This window comes from Mycobacterium sp. 1245111.1, assembly GCF_001673405.1.
In the GTDB taxonomy this organism is placed as follows: Bacteria; Actinomycetota; Actinomycetes; order Mycobacteriales; family Mycobacteriaceae; genus Mycobacterium.
In genome coordinates, this window is the sequence record NZ_LZLV01000009.1 from 50,363 (window position 1) to 66,482 (window position 16,120).

Here is a 16,120-nt window from a genome sequence, read left to right on the forward strand (position 1 = left end):
ATGCAATGAGAACCAACGCCGGCGCCATCGCGCGCGTGGTGGCGTTCACCGTTGTGTCCCTCGCCTTCGTCTTCATCCTGGTCACGGTCTTCGGCCAGTTCCGCTTCGATTCACGCACGTCCTACAGCGCAGTGTTCTCGAATGTCTCGGGGCTCAAGGGCGGCAACTTCGTTCGCATCGCTGGCGTCGAGGTCGGAAAGGTCAGTGACCTCAAGCTGCAGAAGGACGGCACGGTTCGGGTCGACTTCGCGATCGACCAAGGACTGCGGCTCACCGAAGGTACCAAGGCTTCAGTGCGGTATGAAAACCTCATCGGTGACCGGTATCTCGCGCTCGAGGATGGACCCGGTCCGCCCAGGCGGCTGCAGGAGAAGGCGACGATCCCGTTGGCCCGCACCTCTCCGGCCCTCGACGTCGACGCGCTCATCGGCGGCTTCCGACCGCTGTTCCGAGCGCTGGACCCTGATCAGGTCAATGCACTGTCCGGTCAACTGTTGAGGGTGTTCCAGGGTGAGGGCGCAACCATCTCGTCGGTGCTCGGCGAGACCTCCGCGCTGACCACCACACTGGCCAACCGGGACAAGCTGATCGGTGACGTGATCAACAATCTGAACGTGGTGCTGCACACCTTCGGCACGCGTGACAAGCAATTCTCGGACGGCCTGGACAAACTGTCCCAGCTCGTCGGCGCGCTGTCCGAACGCAAGAACGACATCACCAAGGATGTCGCGTACATCAACGCCGCCACCGGATCGGTCGCCGACCTGTTGACCCAGGCCCGTCAACCGATCAAAGACGTGATAGCGCAGACGGATCGGTTCTCGGGGCAGATCGAGTCCGACCACACCTACTTCGACGACCTCGTCAAGACGCTTCCCGACGTCTATCAGGTGCTGTCCCGTCAGGGCCTCTACGGCGACTACTTCGGATTCTTCATCTGCGACATCGTCATCAAGCTCAACGGCCGCAACGGGCAACCCACGTTCGTCAAGCTGGCGAGCCAGGTAACGGGGCGGTGCTTGCCGAAAAAATGACCTCATTCACAAGCCGCTTCAGCGCGTTGAAGAAGAAGATCAAGCGACCCGACATCAAGCCGCTCGCCGACCGCAACCGGGTCACCGTCGGCCTGGTCGGCATCGGCATCGTCGTCGCGCTGGTCGCCGCCGTCTTCTCCTACGAGAAAATCCCATTCCTCACCGGAAAGTCCGGCTACTCCGCGTATTTCACCGAGGCAGGCGGCATCAAGCCGGACAGTGATGTGCGGGTGTCAGGGCTCTCGGTCGGCCGGGTGTCCAGCGTCAAACTGGACGGCACCACAGTGCTGGTCAATTTCACCGTCGACGACGACGTGGCGCTGGGCAACCGCACCGAGGCGTCGATCAAGACCGAGACCGTGCTCGGCACCAAGATGCTCGAGATCACCCCGCGAGGAGACGGCAAGCTCCAGGGGCCGATCCCGGTCGAGCGCACTCGCGCGCCCTACGACTTACCGGACGCCCTAGGCGATTTGACGAGCACGGTCAGCGCCTTGGACACGACGAAGCTGTCCGAGGCGCTGACAACCTTGGCCAATACGTTCAAAGACACGCCGCCCGACGTGAAGGCCGCACTGGACGGTGTCGCGCAGTTCTCCAGCACGCTGGACAACCGCGACGCGAAACTGCGCAGCCTGCTGAGCAATGCGAACAAGGTCGTCGGCGTGCTCGCCAAGCGCAGCGACCAGATCGCCGGTCTGGTCACCAACGCCAACGCGCTGCTGGCCGAGTTGCTGACCCAACGCAATGCGATTGACGCACTGATGACCAATGTCGGCGCGGCGTCCCGCGAGATCTCCGCGGTGGTCGGCGACAACCGGACGCAACTCAAGCCCGCACTGGACAAGCTCAACAGCGTGCTCGGGGTGCTGGACGACCGAAAAAAGGAACTTCAGCGCACGCTGTATCTGATCCCCAAGTACGCCATGTCATTTGGTGAGGTGCTGGGATCGGGACCGTTCTTCAAAGCCTCGCTGCCGAACCTGACCCTGGGCCAGTGGGTGCAGCCGTTCACCGACGCCGCGTTCTCCGACCTCGGGCTCGACCCCGCCACGCTGCTGCCATCGCAACTCGTCGATCCCGGCAACGGCCAACCCGGGCTGCCGTACCTCCCGGTGCCCTATCCGCGAACCGGCCAGGGCGGCGAGCCGCGACGCAACATCCCGGACGCCATCACCGGCAACCCTGGCGACCAGCCGTGCAGTGTGCCGGGCAGGCCGGGCGCCCGCGGCTGCTACCCGCTGCGGCCGGAACCACCGGCGCCGCCGCCCGGTGGGCCACCGCCCGGGCCGCCGGCAGACCTCAAGCCACCACCGACACAGACGCCGGTGTATGTGCCCGCGCCCAATGAAGTGCCTGCGAACGGAGGCCGGTGATGGCCTTCGCGAAAGCCCGTGCGCGACTTGACAAAGGCGCAGCCTGGATTGAGAACCATCGACGCGTCACCAAGGTGGGGACAGCGACCAGCCTGCTGGTGATCCTCGCGGTCGGGATAAGCATGATCGTGTCACCGTGGTGGAAGCAGGTGACGCGCAACACCTACATCGCCTACTTCCCGAACACCAACGGTGTCTACACCGGCGACGAAATCCGCATCCTGGGCGTGGCGGTCGGAACGATCGAGAAGATTGAGCCGCAACCCCAAGCGGCGAAGGTCACGTTCACAGTCGACTCGCAGTACTCGTTGCCCGCCGACGTCAAGGCAGCGATCCTGTCGCCGTCGCTGGTCACCTCGCGGGCGATTCAACTCGTCCCCGTGTATTCCGGCGGCCCGAAACTGGCTGACGGCGCGACGATTCCTTTAGAACGGACCGCGGTGCCGGTGGAGTGGGACGACCTGCGCAAGCAATTGGAGAAGCTGACCGACTCCCTGCAGCCGACGACCGAGGGCGGGACCAGCGCGCTCGGGCAATTCGTCAACACCTCTGCGGCGAATCTGCGCGGAGAGGGCGACACCGCGCGCGACACCCTCGTCAAGCTGTCGCAGGCGGTTTCGGCGCTTGGTGACCACAGCACGGACATCTTCAGCACGCTGCGCAACCTGCAGACGTTCGTCTCCGCGCTGACCTCGAGCAGCGAGCTGCTGGCGTCGTTCAACAAGAACCTGGCCACCATCACCACGGTGATGTCCAATACCCCCAACGAGTGGGGTCAGGCGATCGCGGGATTGGACGCCGCCGTCAACGATCTGCGTCCGTTCGTCGCCGAGAACCGCGAGGCCATCGGCACCACATTCGACCACCTCAACGAGATCACCACGGCGTTGAACGACAGCCGTCGCGACATCAAGCAAACCCTGCACGTCGCGCCGAACGTCTTCCAGAACTTCCTGAACATCTACCAGCCGGCGCAGAGCGCGGTCACCGGAATCTTGGCGCTGTCGAACTTTGCCGACACCGTCCAATCCATCTGCGGGTCAATCGAATCCGACGGCCGGGTCGGGGCGAAGCAGTCGGCGCGACTGTGCGAGCAGTATCTGTCGCCGATCATCAAGAACCGGCAGTACAACTTCCTTCCGATCGGCCTCAACCCGTTCGTCGGCGCTGCGGCGCGTCCCAACGAGATCACCTACAGCGAGGACAAGCTCAACCCGCACATCCCGCCGCCGGGAGCACCCCCCGGCGCACCACCGGCCGACGCGCCGCCTCCGGTGTCGCCGCAGGCATTGCCGGGAGGCGCCGTGCCGCCCGCACCGACGGCGGTTCGGGCCACCGACCCACACGCAGGGTTGACCGGCATGATGGTGCCTGCGCCGCCAGGGGGCACGCCGTGAGGCGCATACTATGTGCGGCGCTTGCCATCTCAACCCTGTGCCTGCTGACGTCCTGTGGCGGCTGGCGAGGTCTCAATTCGCTGCCGCTGCCCGGCACCGCGGGTGACGGTAAGGGCGCCTACACCATTCAGGCTCAACTACCTGATGTCGTTGTCATTCAACCGAATACCCGGGTGCGGGTTGCCGACGTGAACATCGGCAACGTCACCAAAATCGAAGTCCAGGACTGGCACGCGCTGGTGACCATGCGGATCGACGGCAGTGTTCAATTGCCCGAGAACAGCACCGCCAAAGTCGGGCAGACCAGCCTGCTGGGCTCGATGCACATCGAACTGGCTCCGCCTACTGACGAAGCGCCGAGAGGTCAGCTGAAGAACGGCTCGGTGATCCCGTTGGCGAGGGCCGCCACCTACCCGACTACTGAGCAGACCCTTGCGTCGGTAGCAATTTTGCTCAACGGCGGCGGTCTGGGCCATATCCAAGAACTCACAAGGACTTTCGCAACGGCCTTGAGCGGCCGGGAGAAAGAGATGCGCAGCCTGTTGACCCAGCTGGACACCTTCGTCACCGAGACGAAGAAGCAAACCGACGACATCATCACGGCCATCGACAGCGTCAACCAACTCGTCGGTCAGGTCGCGGACAAGGATGAAACGGTCGATAAGGCGCTTACGACAATCCCGCAAGCGCTCGGAGTCCTGTCAGACACGCGGAAGGTGCTCGTCGACGCGATCGACAGGGTGGGTCAGTTCAGCGCGGTCTCGGCTTCCACGATCCAGCAGTCCAAGAAGTCGCTCGTCGACAACTTCCGCAACTTGGCGCCAGCGCTGCGAGAACTGGCCAACGCCGGGCCGGCGCTCACCCGCGGCCTAGACTTCCTCTCCACGCTCCCGTGGGTGAAAAGCACGGTGCCCAACTGGTTTAGGGGTGACTTCGCCAACATCTCGCTTGTCGTCGACCTGACCTTGAGCCGATTGGACAGCGGCTTCTTCACCGGGTCGCGGTGGGAGGGGAACCTCACCGAACTCGAGATGCAGTGGGGTCGAACGATCGGCCAGATGCCCAGCCCCTACACCGCGGTCAATCCGTTGATCGCGCCCTACCACTGGGGTGGTTACTAGCATGGCGCGTTCGAGCTCGCTGCGGCTGTCTCGCGGGGTGTGGACCCAGTTGGCGATCCTGGCGTCGGTCACCGTGATCTCCATCGCGGTGATGGCCTTCGGCTTCATCAAAGTGCCTGCGCTGCTTGGCATCGGGCGGTACACGGTCAAGGTCGACCTGCCCGCATCGGGCGGACTGTACCCGACGTCGGTGGTGAATTACCGCGGCAGCGAGATCGGCAGCGTCAAGTCGGTCGACGTCACTCAAAGCGGAGTTCAGGCTGTCCTCTCGCTGAAATCCGAGATCGCGATTCCCCGCGACGTGACCGCCGCGGTGCACAGCCGATCCGCGGTTGGAGAGCAATTCCTCGAGCTCACCCCGCGGTCGGGCACCGCCCAGGACATCGGCCCGAAGTTGCGCGACGGTGACGTCATCGCCCTTGGCAGAACGCAAATCCCAGTCGATATCGGTTCGCTGCTCGACACCACCAACAAGGCGCTCGCGGCCATCCCGCAGGACAACCTGCACACCGTCGTCGAAGAAGCCTCCAAGGCTGTGGCGGGCCTCGGCCCGGAATTGTCTCGCCTCGTCGATGGCGGAACCGCGCTGGCGATCGACGCCGGTAAAACCACCGACTCGTTCTCCCGGCTGATCGACGAGTTCGTACCGGTCGCCAATTCGCAAGTGCGAACCTCGGATTCGATCGCGACGTGGGCGCGACGGGTGAACGCGATCACCAGCCAGGTGAAGGACCAAGACAGCAGGCTCGCGGATCTGCTCAACACCGCCGGCCCGGCCCTCGGCGAAGGCACTGCGCTGTTCGATCGGCTGGCGCCGACGTTGCCGGTGCTGCTGTCGAACCTGGTCAGCCTGGGCACTATTGCGGTGAACTACCGAAACGACCTAGAACAGCTACTGGTGATGTTCCCGCAGGGGACCGCGGTCATGTCGTCCATCATCGTGCCGGACCGGGTTGCCAAGATGGACTACAAGGGCATCTATCTCGACTTCAATCTGAACCTCAACTCACCGCCCCCGTGCAATGCCGGTTTCTTGCCTGTGCAGCAGCAGCGCATCCCGGTGCGGGAGGACTATCCCGACCGCACCAACGGTGAGTTGTATTGCCGGATCCCACAGGACTCCGACATGAACGTCCGCGGCGTTCGTAACGTCCCCTGTGAGACCAAACCGGGCAAGCGCGCACCGACGGTCGAAATGTGCGAAAGCGACGAGCAGTACGTCCCGCTGAACGATGGCCTGTTCTGGAAGGGCGATCCGAACGCGACGTTGAGCGGCCAGAGCGTGCCGCAGTATCCGAAGGGTGGGGCGCCGTATTCGCCGGGCGAGCACTGGCACCCTCCCGTTGACCCGGCGGCGCCCAAGCCGGTGACCGCCATTCCCTACGACCCCATGACCGGGAACTACGTCGGGCCGGATGGCAAGCACTACAGCGATTCCGACCTGGCATTCACCTCGAAAGGCAAGACATGGCAAAGCATGCTGGTGCCACCGACAAAGCCGAACCCGTAGACCCGGACGAACTCGCCGACGTCGACAGCGCCGCTGAGGAGATCGACACGGCGGACTTCGATGCCGAAAGCGCCGTCGACGAAGCCTCACCGGACGAGAAGGCGACGGGCACTAAAAAGCGTGTGCCGCAATGGTTGTTGCGGACTCCGACGCCGATCGCGGTCGGCGCCGGCGCTGTCGTGGCGCTACTCGGCGTGGGAGGCTGGCTCGGTCTCCGACTGCACCAGGATCACCAGGTGCAGGACCAGCGCAGTCTTTACGTGCAGGTTGCGCGCCAGACCGCGATCAACCTGACGACGATCAACTACGCCGAGGTCGATACCGACATCAAGCGGGTGTTGGATTCGGCCACCGGCGGCTTCCACGACGAATTCCAAAACCGGTCACAACCCTTCGTCGAGGTCGTGAAGAAGGTGCAGTCGAAGACCGAAGGCACCATCGCCGAGGCGGGCCTGCTGTCCTACACGAAAGAGCAAGCGCAGGTGTTGGTCGCGATATCGGTCAAGACGTCGATGGGCACGGCTCCGGCCGACCAAGAGCCTCGCCGGTGGCGGATGCGGCTTACCGTGGACAAAGTTGGCGATAGCGCCAAGGTGTCGAATGTGGAGTTCGTGCCGTGAGTAGTCGGACCGCATTGACCACGCGAGAGGAGGACTCCGCGATGTCCGATGACAACGACTCGGCCTCCCACGAGTGGGACGACTTGGCCGACGCGGCGGAGGCCGCCGACGAGGCAGACCTGGTCGACGCCGACGACGCGACCGCCAAAGAGCGCGTTCGGATCAGGTGGGGCCGTCTGCTGGTCGCGGCACTGCCCACCGTGGCGTTGATCCTGGCGCTCGGCGTCGGTTACCTGAAGTGGCTCGATGGCAAGGAACGCGAATCCCGCATCGCCGCTGAGCAATCGGTGAAGGCGGCCTCGGAAAGCACGATCGCGATCCTGTCGTACAAGCCCGAGACGGTGGACCAAGATCTGAAGGCGGCGGCGGATCGCCTGACCGCCGGATTCCGCCAGCAATACACCCAACTCGTCACCGACGTTGTTGCGCCGGGGGCCAAACAGCAGCACATCACGGCGGTGGCGACCGTGCCCGCTGCGGCGTCGGTCATCGCGACCGGAAAGCAAGCTGTGGTACTGGTTTTCGTCGACCAGATCACCACCATCGGCAGCGATCCGCCCACGCAGAGCACGTCGAGCGTGCGCGTCACTCTCGACAAGATTGACGGCAAGTGGCTCATCTCTCAGTTCGACCCGGTGTAGGTGAGGTAGACATGAAACGAGTGTCGACGGTCGCGCGACGGCTGTCCGTCGTCGCGCTGAGCATCGGATGGTCTGCGGCAACCGTGATTTCGGGTCCGGTGGCGCCCGCGAAGGCGGCCGGCTTCGAGACTCTGCAGGTGCCGTCGGCGTCGATGGGCCGCAACATTCCGGTGCAATTCCTGGCCGGCGGCCCGCACGCGGCGTACCTGCTCGACGGTTTCAACGCCGCCCCGGACGTCAGCAACTGGGCGACCGCGGGCAACGGGTTCAACACCCTTGCCGGCAAAGGGATTTCGGTGGTGGCACCCGCGGGTGGTGCCTACAGCATGTACACGAACTGGGAGCAGGACGGCAGCAAGCAGTGGGACACATTCTTGTCCACTGAGTTGCCGGACTGGCTCGCCGCCAACAAGGGCCTCGCGCCCGGCGGGCACGGCGTCGTCGGCGTCTCGCAGGGCGGGTATGCGGCCACGGCGCTGGTGACCTTTCACCCTGACCGATTCCGTTACGCCGGTTCGTTTTCCGGCTTCCTGACCCCGGAACGCACCGGCGTGGACGGCGCGATCAGGGCTGCCCTGCTGCAAGGCGGCGCCGACAGCGGGGCAATGTGGGGCGCGCCGCAGCTCGGTCGGTGGAAGTGGCATTCGCCCAACCAAAACGTCCAGCAGCTGGTCGACGACGATGCCCGACTGTGGATTTTCAGCCCGGGCAGTGGCGCTCCGACCGATCCGGGTGCCATGGGCGACACCGGCGACATTTCCCAGGGCACCAACGCCCAGTTCTACTCGCACTACCGAGACGTCGGCGGTACCAATGCCCACTTCGACCTTGGTCGCGGCGGCGGCAACGACTGGCCGACCTGGTCGAGGCAGCTCAGTGCGATGTCCGCCGATCTCGCGGCCAACATCCGCTAGGAGATAGCTATGTCTGACAAGCGGATTCGCCGAGTTGCACTGCTGCTCTGGGCCCCGTTGGTATTCGTCGTTCCGAACGCCTTCGCGATGGCGGCTCCCGGCGTCCCGGGAAACAACGACCGCCTCAACAACGGCATCGTGGTGAACGTCGACACCATCAAGGCGCAGGCGGGTTGCACCACCAAGCTGAAGAAGAACCCGCAATTGGAGGCCGCCGCGCAGCGCCACACAGTCGATGTGCTCAACAACCGCAACCTCGACGCCGACGTCGGTTCCGACGGATCGTCGGTGGCCGACCGGGCTCGCGGCGCGGGATATCGCGGCGTCGTCGCCGAGACGGTGGCGATCAACAACTCACTGGCCATCAATGACCTTGATGTGATTGGGAATTGGTATTACCGCCCCGATTACATGGCGATCATGTCGAATTGCGCCAACACCCAAATCGGGGTGTGGTCGGAGAACAGTGTCGACCGCAGTGTTCTGGTCGCGGTCTACGGGCAGCCGGACCGATGAAGCGCGGTATGTGGTTGGCCGGCGCGATCGTCGCCACGTCGTTTGCAGGTGTAGCGCCGGCGGCGCATGCCGTGCCGGCGCCCGACATCGAGTTCATCTACGACACGACCGTGCGCAAGCAATACAGCTTCGCGAACACGGCGGATGCGATCAGTTACGCGCACGGCATCTGCGACAAAATCACCGGAGGCGCCAGCTACGGCCAGGTCATCGGTGACGTCAAACGCGACGTGCTACCCAACGACGAGTATTCGGCCAACTACCTGATCTCAAATGCGGTCAACATCTACTGCCCGGCCCAGTTGTGGCAGTTACGCAATTCGGCGGGCGGCTACGTGCCGCCGCCGCAGTGAACTAGTTGCCGGTGCTGGCGTTGCCCAGGTCGGGCCCGTAGTAAGGGGGCGGGTAGTTGCCACGCAGTAGCCACGCGAATGCCGCGATCCCGTACTCGAGCTCGTCGCTGGCGTCGTAGTCCGGGTTCGGATTCATGCCGTTGAGCCTATCTCGCTAGGGCGTTGGTTACCTGCCGAACCCGCTCTACCTGGTGGTCCAGGCAAAACTTGCGCTGATTTTAAGGATGGACGCCGGGATGCTGTCGCTCGTTGAGCAGGGCCGAGTCGGTGGCGCCCGTCTCGTCGCCGTCGTCGGCGCCGGGCTGAGGCAGCTTCTCCGGATGCAGCATCTCCGCGTAGCGCAACGACTCCGGGATTCCGAATCCGTCGACCAGGAGCTGCGCGTGGGGGCGCAGTAGCCGGCACCGGTCGTTAATGCCGCGGGTGACCGCCTTGGCCCGCTCCATGGACAGGAACCGGTGTTCGATGTACCACGCCTTGTCTTCCTCGATCACCGTCAACGCGTAGAGGTCGCAGATAAGCTCGAGAACCTCACGGGCGTCGTCGTTTTCGCAGGCGTCGATCCCGGCAACGAACGCCTCGAGCACCACCCGGTCGATGTGGGCTTGAGCGGCGTGCAGCACGTGGTCCTGCACCGCGTTGAACGCATCGAACGCCGACATCTCCTTCGACTTCGCCTGCAGCCGGCGGGCGACCGACGCGATGATGTATTCCTCGCGGTCCTCGAACATCTTGACCTGGGTGCCGCGGTTGAACAGGCTGCCTTCTTCTTCGTTGTCCTGCCGGGCGTCGATGATGGTTTGCATGATCGTCTCGGCCGCAGTGCGTTTGAGCACCCGCTCACCGGCGAAGTTGGCGGCGAAACGGACCCATTCGACCGGGCTCATGCTCTTGATGTCGTCGGCGTAGGCGGTCAGCAGCTCCTTGGCCACCAGCTGGGTCAGCACGTGGTTGTCACCTTCGAAGGTGGTGAACACGTCGGTGTCGGCACGCAGCGCGATCAGCCGGTTGTCGGCCATGTAGCCGGCGCCTCCGCATGCTTCGCGGGCTTCCTGGATAGCGGTGGACGCATGCCAGGTGTTGGCGGCCTTCAAACCGGCGGCCCGCGCCTCCAATTCCCGTTGCTCCTCGGCGTCGGGGGAGTCGGCCGTCTGCAGATCGTGGCATTTCGACACCAGCTCGTTCTGCGCGAACTGCAACGCGTACGACTTCGCGATCAGCGGGAACAACCGGCGCTGATGCACCAGGTAGTCCATGATCAACACCTCGCCGTCGTCGTCTGGTGCAGTGAACTGCCTGCGCTGCAACGCATATCGGGTCGCGATGTCCAGAGCGACCCGGGCCGCTGCTCCCGCGCTGCCGCCGACGGTGATGCGACCACGGATCAACGTCCCGATCATGGTGAAGAAGCGGCGGTTGGGATCCTCGATCGGCGATGTGTAGGTGCCGTCGGGTTCGACGTTGCCGTACTTGTTCAACAGGTTGACGCGTGGCACGCGGACGTTGTCGAACATGATGCGCCCGTTGTCGACTCCCGGCAGCCCGCCCTTGTATTGACAGTCCGATGTCGTTATGCCGGGCAGATCGTTGCCGTCGGCATCGCGAATCGGAACCAGCACGCAGTGCACGCCGTGGTTGACCTGCTCACCGTTCTCGGTGGTAATGAGTTGCGCGAAAACGGCAGCGATGGAGGCGGTTTCGGCCGCCCCGCCGATGTAGTCCTTGCGTGCGTTCGGCGTGGTGGAATGGATAATGAATTCTTCGGTCTCAGCGTCGTAGGTCGCCGTCGTCTCCAGTGACTGGACGTCGCTGCCGTGACCGGTCTCGGTCATCGCGAAGCAACCGCGCAACTCGAGGTTGATGATCTTCTTGACGTAGCTCTCGTGGTGGCGTTCGGTGCCGAGGTTCTCCACCGCCCCGCCGAACAGGCCCCACTGCACGCCGGCCTTGACCATCAGCGACAGATCGGACATGGCCAGCATCTCGATCATGGTGATCGCCGCCCCGACGTTGCCGTTGCCGCCGTGCTCCTTGCGAAAGCTGTCCTCGGCTGCACCCTCGGCGGCCATGATGCTCATCTGCTCGGCCACCTTGGTCCGCGCGATCACCGTGTTCGGGGTGTAGTGAGGGCGGAAGATGTCGTCGGTCAGTCGCTGGCGCATCTCGTTCTTCACGTCGCGAAAGCGTCCGTCGAGGGAGTTGCGCAAATGTTCCGCAATGGTGGTCATACCCGACGGTAACCGATCAGAATTGAGGCGCCGAGATCTACGCCGAACTGGACGCTCCGTTAATCAACGGTGTTTATAGTTCGTCGCGCGGTCGCGTCCACGCGGTCAAAGAAAGGTGCGCCATGAGCGGGGTACCCCGCGCTTTCAGCAGGGAGGGCGCGGTCGACGTCGATGTCGTGGCGGCGGCCCTGCAACCACGGTTCACGGTGACCGCCGGCGAGAAGACCACCGTCGCACGCACCTGGCTAGACACCTTCGATTGGCGGCTGCACTCGGCGGGGATCTCCCTGCAGTACGCCGACGGCGGGCCGCTGGTGATGCAGTTTCCCGACGGCGCCCGGTTGCAGGCCCCGCTGGCCGGGGTGAGGTGGCCCGCAGAGGTGCACGGTCTGCCGGCCGGGCCGATGCGCGATGCGCTGACACCGCTGATCGAGCCGCGGGCGCTGATGCCGGTCGTCACCGTGCACGCCGCCACACAGGAAGCCCGGGTGCTCGATGCCGACGAAAAGACCGTCGCCCGGCTGCTGACCGAGAGCGTCGACGACGGCACCAGCCAGCTTCGAATCCAGCCGCTGCGGGGCTACGACTCCGACGGCGACCGGATCGCTCGCCTGCTGTCCCGGGTCGACGGGTTCAAGGCGGTCTCGACGACGTCGTACGACCTGGCGCTGATCCACGCCGACCGCAAACCCGGCATTGGGAGTAGCTTGCCGAAACTGCGACCAGAAACTCCTGCAGCCGTGGCTATTTCGCAGATACTGACGGGATTCGCGGACGTCATCGAGGAGAACGTGCCGGGAACGATCGCGTCGATCGACACCGAATTTCTCCACGACCTCCGGGTCGCGGTGCGCCGCACGCGCTCGATCCTCAAGCTCGTCGGTGACGTGTTGCCCGATCGGCTGGCCGACCGGTTCGCTCCGGATTTCAAGTGGCTGGGCGATCTGACGACCCCGGTCCGCGACCTCGACGTCTACCTGCTCGAACTCGACTCCATGGCGGCGCGCCTGTCGTCGGCCGCTCCCGGTGACCTCGCTCCGTTCCGGTCATTTTTGGTCAAGCACCGTACCGCCGAGCGACGGAAACTGGTGCGGGGGCTGCGCTCGAAGCGTTTCCAGAATTTGCTCGGCGACTGGCGCGCGGAGCTGGTCGAAGTGACGGCCGACGCGTCGGGAGGGACGACGGTGGCGGTGCTGGCGCGCCGGCGCCTGCAGCAGGCGTACCGGAAAGCGGCCCGGCGCGGTGCACAGATCAACGCGGATTCGCCGAGCGACGACGTGCACGCGCTGCGCAAGCGCTGCAAGGAACTGCGCTACCTGCTCGAGGTGTTCAAGCCGGTGTGCGACAACTCGGCACACCGCGCGCTGCTCAAGGAGCTCAAGTCGCTGCAGGACACGCTCGGTGACTTTCAGGACGGCGAGGTGCAGCGCGAGGCGGTCCGCGAGTTCGCCGCGGCGATGATGGAGCAGGGGGCGGCGCCGCCCGCGACGGTGCTGGCGATGGGGGAGATGGCCGCGCAGCTCGATGCGCATCAAGTCACTGCACGCGCGGCGCTGGCGGGCCGACTGCGGCCTTTCCTGGCCGAGGAGAATCGCGCCCGAGTCAAGGAACTGGTGCGGTGATGAAGGTCTACGCGACGTACAACATCAAAGGTGGCGTCGGAAAGACGTCGACCGCCGTGAATTTGGCGCATCTGGCAGCGCTCGACGGGCACAACGTGCTGCTGTGGGATCTCGACCCCCAGGGCGCCGCGACGTACATGTTCCGGGTGCGGCCGAAGGTCAAGGGCGGCGGCCGGGCTTTGGTCGAGGGGTCAAGAACGCTCGACGACGCGATCAAGGCCACCGATTTCGACGGGCTCGACTTGGTGCCGGCGGATTTTCGGTACCGCAATCTGGACGTGCAACTCGACGACATGAAGCGCCCGACGCGCCGGATCCGAGAACTGTTGCGCCCACTCGAAACTCAATACGACATGGTCTTTCTCGACTGCCCGCCGAGCATTTCACTGTTGTCGGAAAACGTGCTGCACGCCGTCGACACGCTGCTGGTCCCGATGATCCCGGCCACCCTGTCGGTCCGCACGTTCGACCAATTGAGCGGTTTCGTCAACGATTTCGAAGGTCGCCGGCCCAAGGTGCGTGCCTTCTTCTCGATGGTGGACAAGCGAAAGCGGTTGCACTGCGACCTGGTACAAAACCTATCGTCGGAACGCGAGGGCATTTTGACCACGTCCATTCCCGCGTTGTCGATCATCGAGCAGATGGCCGAGCATCGTGCGCCGGTGACCGCGGCGGCACCGCATAGTCCCGCAGCGTTCTGTTACAAGGCGCTGTGGTCGGAGATTCTCCGCGACGAACTCAGGTAGTCGTGTGCCGCCGCGATGGTCGTCGTAGTCGCCAGCGCAGTCCCGCGGTGGCAACGAGGCCGTAACCGATCAGCAGGGCCATATCGAGCAGCCACTGTTCGGATGTGTGCTTCCACGAGTCATCAGCCTCGGCAAGGGGATTGACGGCATGCACGTCCACGGTGGATGCCGCCGCGGCGAAACCCCACCGCGACGGCACCAGCCAGGCCAGCTGCTCCAACGGGAACCGGCCGGAGACCGGGAACAGCGCCCCGGCGAACACGATCGACACCAGGACGACCAATACCGCCGTCAACAAGATCTGCTCGTAGAACCTCGCCGGTGACGAGAGTGCCAGCGCCACCACCGCTGTCACGATGGCGGTGACGGCCAGCGCGATGAACAACTCGACACTGGCCGCAAGCTTGTTGTGGCCCAACAGGACCGCCCCGTAGACGGGTGCCTGATGGCCGACGGTCGCGACGATGGTGACGAAGGCGGTCTGGACGGTCGCGATCAGGCTGTAGACGATCACCTTGCCGGTTAGGAACGCCGACGCCGACAGGCCGTGGGCTTGTTCGCGCCGGAAGATGCGCTGCTCGGTGAAGAGGTCGCGGACACCCAGCGCGGTGCCCATGACGATGGCGCCGAAGGTGAGCACGGTGAGAATCGCGAGGGCCTGATCGGGGTTGCTCCCATACCGGCTTGCCGGGCCCAGACCGGAGTCCCCGGGGATCAGCAGTGCCACCGCACCGAAGAACACCGGAAGGATCACCAGGAAGGTGAAGTAGCGTTGATCGCCGATCATCAGCCAGGCCTGGCGACGAGTCGAAACGGCAATCTGACGCAACACATCTCGCCGCGCCCCCGGGGCACGCGGCGCTTCGGACGGTGCCGGCGGCGGCTCCGGCGGTGGTGGCTCTTGTCGGCGGGCCAGGTATTCGTCGTGCGCGCCGTAGGGATCGGTGCGGGCGCGACGGACGATCTCGGGCCAGTTGGTCGTGCCCAGCTGCGAACCGATCTGCGAGGGTGGACCGGCAAAGATCGGAATGCCGGTCGGGGTGAGCAGCACTACCTGGTCGCACACGTCCAGCTCGGTAGGCTCCGTCGTGGCCTCCAGCACGACGCGTCCCTCGTCGGCGAGTTGTCGGAGCGTTGCCGTGATCCGTTGCGCCGCTTCAGGGTCGAGGCCGGCCGTCGGCTCGTCGAGAACGACCAGCGCCGGATCGGTCAGCAGTTCGGTGGCGAGCGACGCGCGCTTACGCTGTTCGACGGTCAGGTTGCCCGCCTTGGCGGTGCGCAACTCGGTCATGCCCAGCTTGTCGAGTACCGAGCGCACGGCCTCTCGCCGCTGGTCCATGGAAGCACTTGGCGGCAAACGCAATTCGGCGGCGTACAGCAATCCCTGCTCGACGGTCAGTTGCGGATGCAGCAAATCGTGGCGCGGCACCACCCCGACATGCGGCCGCACGTCATCGGCCGCCACGTCGTGGCCGTCGAAGTCGACCTCGCCCATGCTCGGCTGCACCGTGCCGGCAAGCACGTCGACCAGAGCGGAGGTGCTCGCTTCGGACAGCCCGACGACCGAGGTGACCGTCCCGGGCGACGCGGTAAAGGACAGGTCTGCAAGGGCCTGCTCGCCGTCGACGCTGAGTCGCACCCGACGTGCCTCCAGCGGGCCGGCGATGGTGCTCGGTGTTGGCTTCGGTGTCTCGGTCGGCTCTGCGCTCGGTTGCTGTGGCTCAGCGGCCGGTGTGGCCTCCTTCGCTTGACGCTTCGGGAGCCGCGGCTTCAGTTTCTGCAGGTTCTGCGCTGCGACGGCGAGCCGGGCTGTCACGTCCGGCTTGCTCGCCGGCGTCAAGTCGGTCGGCGCCTCCGGCCGAGGTGGCTGCGGCAATGGGGGCGGTGGCGGCTGGGGCGGTGACTGCGGCGGCCAGCGATGTTCGACCGGCGGCGCAGGCGCAGGCGGCGGTGGTGGAGGTGGAGGCGGAATCGCGCTCGACGAAGGCAGCTGGGAGCTCAGCGGCGGCGGCGGCGCCGTCGTGCGGCGCTCCCGGACTCGG

Annotated in this window: 13 protein-coding genes and 2 pseudogenes; 12 read left to right on the forward strand and 3 right to left on the reverse strand. The window is 65.0% G+C overall.

Annotated elements, in window-relative coordinates:
- Positions 1-5: 5 nt before the first annotated feature.
- The 10 genes and pseudogenes from A5658_RS02210 to A5658_RS02255 all read left to right on the forward strand — a co-directional run bounded on the left by A5658_RS02210 (position 6) and on the right by A5658_RS02255 (position 9,482).
- Positions 6-1,034: an MCE family protein gene (locus tag A5658_RS02210; protein WP_067330596.1), complete on the forward strand. Its 1,029-nt coding sequence runs from the start codon at positions 6-8 to the stop codon at positions 1,032-1,034.
- Positions 1,031-2,410, forward strand: a complete 1,380-nt coding sequence (locus A5658_RS02215; protein ID WP_082992885.1) for an MCE family protein — start codon at positions 1,031-1,033, stop codon at positions 2,408-2,410. Before A5658_RS02210 ends, A5658_RS02215 begins: the two co-directional genes overlap by 4 nt.
- On the forward strand, positions 2,410-3,807 hold the full coding sequence (locus A5658_RS02220; protein WP_082992886.1) for an MCE family protein: 1,398 nt from the start codon (positions 2,410-2,412) through the stop codon (positions 3,805-3,807). Before A5658_RS02215 ends, A5658_RS02220 begins: the two co-directional genes overlap by 1 nt.
- Positions 3,804-4,928 (forward strand): MCE family protein, encoded by a 1,125-nt coding sequence (locus A5658_RS02225; protein ID WP_067330599.1) that lies wholly within the window; start codon positions 3,804-3,806, stop codon positions 4,926-4,928. Before A5658_RS02220 ends, A5658_RS02225 begins: the two co-directional genes overlap by 4 nt.
- 1 nt (position 4,929) lies before the next feature.
- Positions 4,930-6,438 (forward strand): MCE family protein, encoded by a 1,509-nt coding sequence (locus A5658_RS02230; RefSeq protein ID WP_082992887.1) that lies wholly within the window; start codon positions 4,930-4,932, stop codon positions 6,436-6,438.
- A complete protein-coding gene (locus tag A5658_RS02235) occupies positions 6,396-7,058 on the forward strand; it encodes a hypothetical protein (protein WP_067330602.1) in 663 nt (220 codons plus the stop codon). The genes A5658_RS02230 and A5658_RS02235 overlap by 43 nt, the downstream gene beginning before the upstream one ends.
- Entirely contained in the window at positions 7,055-7,699 is a 645-nt protein-coding gene (locus tag A5658_RS02240; protein WP_231997180.1) for a hypothetical protein, read from the forward strand. The genes A5658_RS02235 and A5658_RS02240 overlap by 4 nt, the downstream gene beginning before the upstream one ends.
- Before the next feature lie 11 nt (positions 7,700-7,710).
- Positions 7,711-8,613, forward strand: a complete 903-nt coding sequence (locus A5658_RS02245; RefSeq protein ID WP_067330609.1) for an alpha/beta hydrolase-fold protein — start codon at positions 7,711-7,713, stop codon at positions 8,611-8,613.
- An 87-nt stretch (positions 8,614-8,700) separates the two neighbouring features.
- Positions 8,701-9,126: pseudogene (locus A5658_RS02250) on the forward strand (CAP domain-containing protein); the annotation flags it as partial.
- The gene (locus tag A5658_RS02255; protein WP_067330612.1) at positions 9,126-9,482 is read left to right on the forward strand and encodes a DUF732 domain-containing protein; all 357 of its coding nucleotides are present in this window, start codon (positions 9,126-9,128) and stop codon (positions 9,480-9,482) included. The pseudogene A5658_RS02250 and the gene A5658_RS02255, both read left to right, overlap by 1 nt.
- A gap of 1 nt (position 9,483) precedes the next feature.
- Here A5658_RS02255 and A5658_RS28610 read toward each other — a convergent pair.
- Together A5658_RS28610 and A5658_RS02260 are read right to left on the reverse strand one after the other, a co-directional pair.
- Positions 9,484-9,618 (reverse strand): annotated as a pseudogene (locus A5658_RS28610) (hypothetical protein); the annotation flags it as partial.
- Positions 9,619-9,700: 82 nt separating this feature from the next.
- Positions 9,701-11,710: an acyl-CoA dehydrogenase gene (locus A5658_RS02260; RefSeq protein ID WP_082992888.1), complete on the reverse strand. Its 2,010-nt coding sequence runs from the start codon at positions 11,708-11,710 to the stop codon at positions 9,701-9,703.
- Positions 11,711-11,832: 122 nt separating this feature from the next.
- Between A5658_RS02260 and A5658_RS02265 the strand changes: the two genes are divergently transcribed.
- Together A5658_RS02265 and A5658_RS02270 are read left to right on the forward strand one after the other, a co-directional pair.
- A complete protein-coding gene (locus A5658_RS02265; RefSeq protein ID WP_067330614.1) occupies positions 11,833-13,332 on the forward strand; it encodes a CHAD domain-containing protein in 1,500 nt (499 codons plus the stop codon).
- The gene (locus A5658_RS02270) at positions 13,332-14,078 is read left to right on the forward strand and encodes a ParA family protein (RefSeq protein WP_067330617.1); all 747 of its coding nucleotides are present in this window, start codon (positions 13,332-13,334) and stop codon (positions 14,076-14,078) included. The genes A5658_RS02265 and A5658_RS02270 overlap by 1 nt, the downstream gene beginning before the upstream one ends.
- Here the strand turns inward: A5658_RS02270 and A5658_RS02275 are convergent.
- On the reverse strand, positions 14,071-16,120 hold a 2,050-nt coding region (locus A5658_RS02275), incomplete at its 5' end, for an ATP-binding cassette domain-containing protein (RefSeq protein WP_156751210.1). The genes A5658_RS02270 and A5658_RS02275 overlap by 8 nt on opposite strands.

Bases quoted from the DNA above. Each gene is read 5' to 3' on its own strand.
- A5658_RS02270 (WP_067330617.1), top strand. From the start codon at position 13,332: ATGAAGGTCTACGCGACGTACAACATCAAAGGTGGCGTCGGAAAGACG.
- A5658_RS02260 (WP_082992888.1), bottom strand. From the start codon at position 11,710: ATGACCACCATTGCGGAACATTTGCGCAACTCCCTCGACGGACGCTTT.
- A5658_RS02220 (WP_082992886.1), top strand. From the start codon at position 2,410: ATGGCCTTCGCGAAAGCCCGTGCGCGACTTGACAAAGGCGCAGCCTGG.
- A5658_RS02230 (WP_082992887.1), top strand. From the start codon at position 4,930: ATGGCGCGTTCGAGCTCGCTGCGGCTGTCTCGCGGGGTGTGGACCCAG.
- A5658_RS02255 (WP_067330612.1), top strand. From the start codon at position 9,126: ATGAAGCGCGGTATGTGGTTGGCCGGCGCGATCGTCGCCACGTCGTTT.
- A5658_RS02210 (WP_067330596.1), top strand. From the start codon at position 6: ATGAGAACCAACGCCGGCGCCATCGCGCGCGTGGTGGCGTTCACCGTT.
- A5658_RS02235 (WP_067330602.1), top strand. From the start codon at position 6,396: ATGGCAAAGCATGCTGGTGCCACCGACAAAGCCGAACCCGTAGACCCG.
- A5658_RS02245 (WP_067330609.1), top strand. From the start codon at position 7,711: ATGAAACGAGTGTCGACGGTCGCGCGACGGCTGTCCGTCGTCGCGCTG.
- A5658_RS02215 (WP_082992885.1), top strand. From the start codon at position 1,031: ATGACCTCATTCACAAGCCGCTTCAGCGCGTTGAAGAAGAAGATCAAG.
- A5658_RS02265 (WP_067330614.1), top strand. From the start codon at position 11,833: ATGAGCGGGGTACCCCGCGCTTTCAGCAGGGAGGGCGCGGTCGACGTC.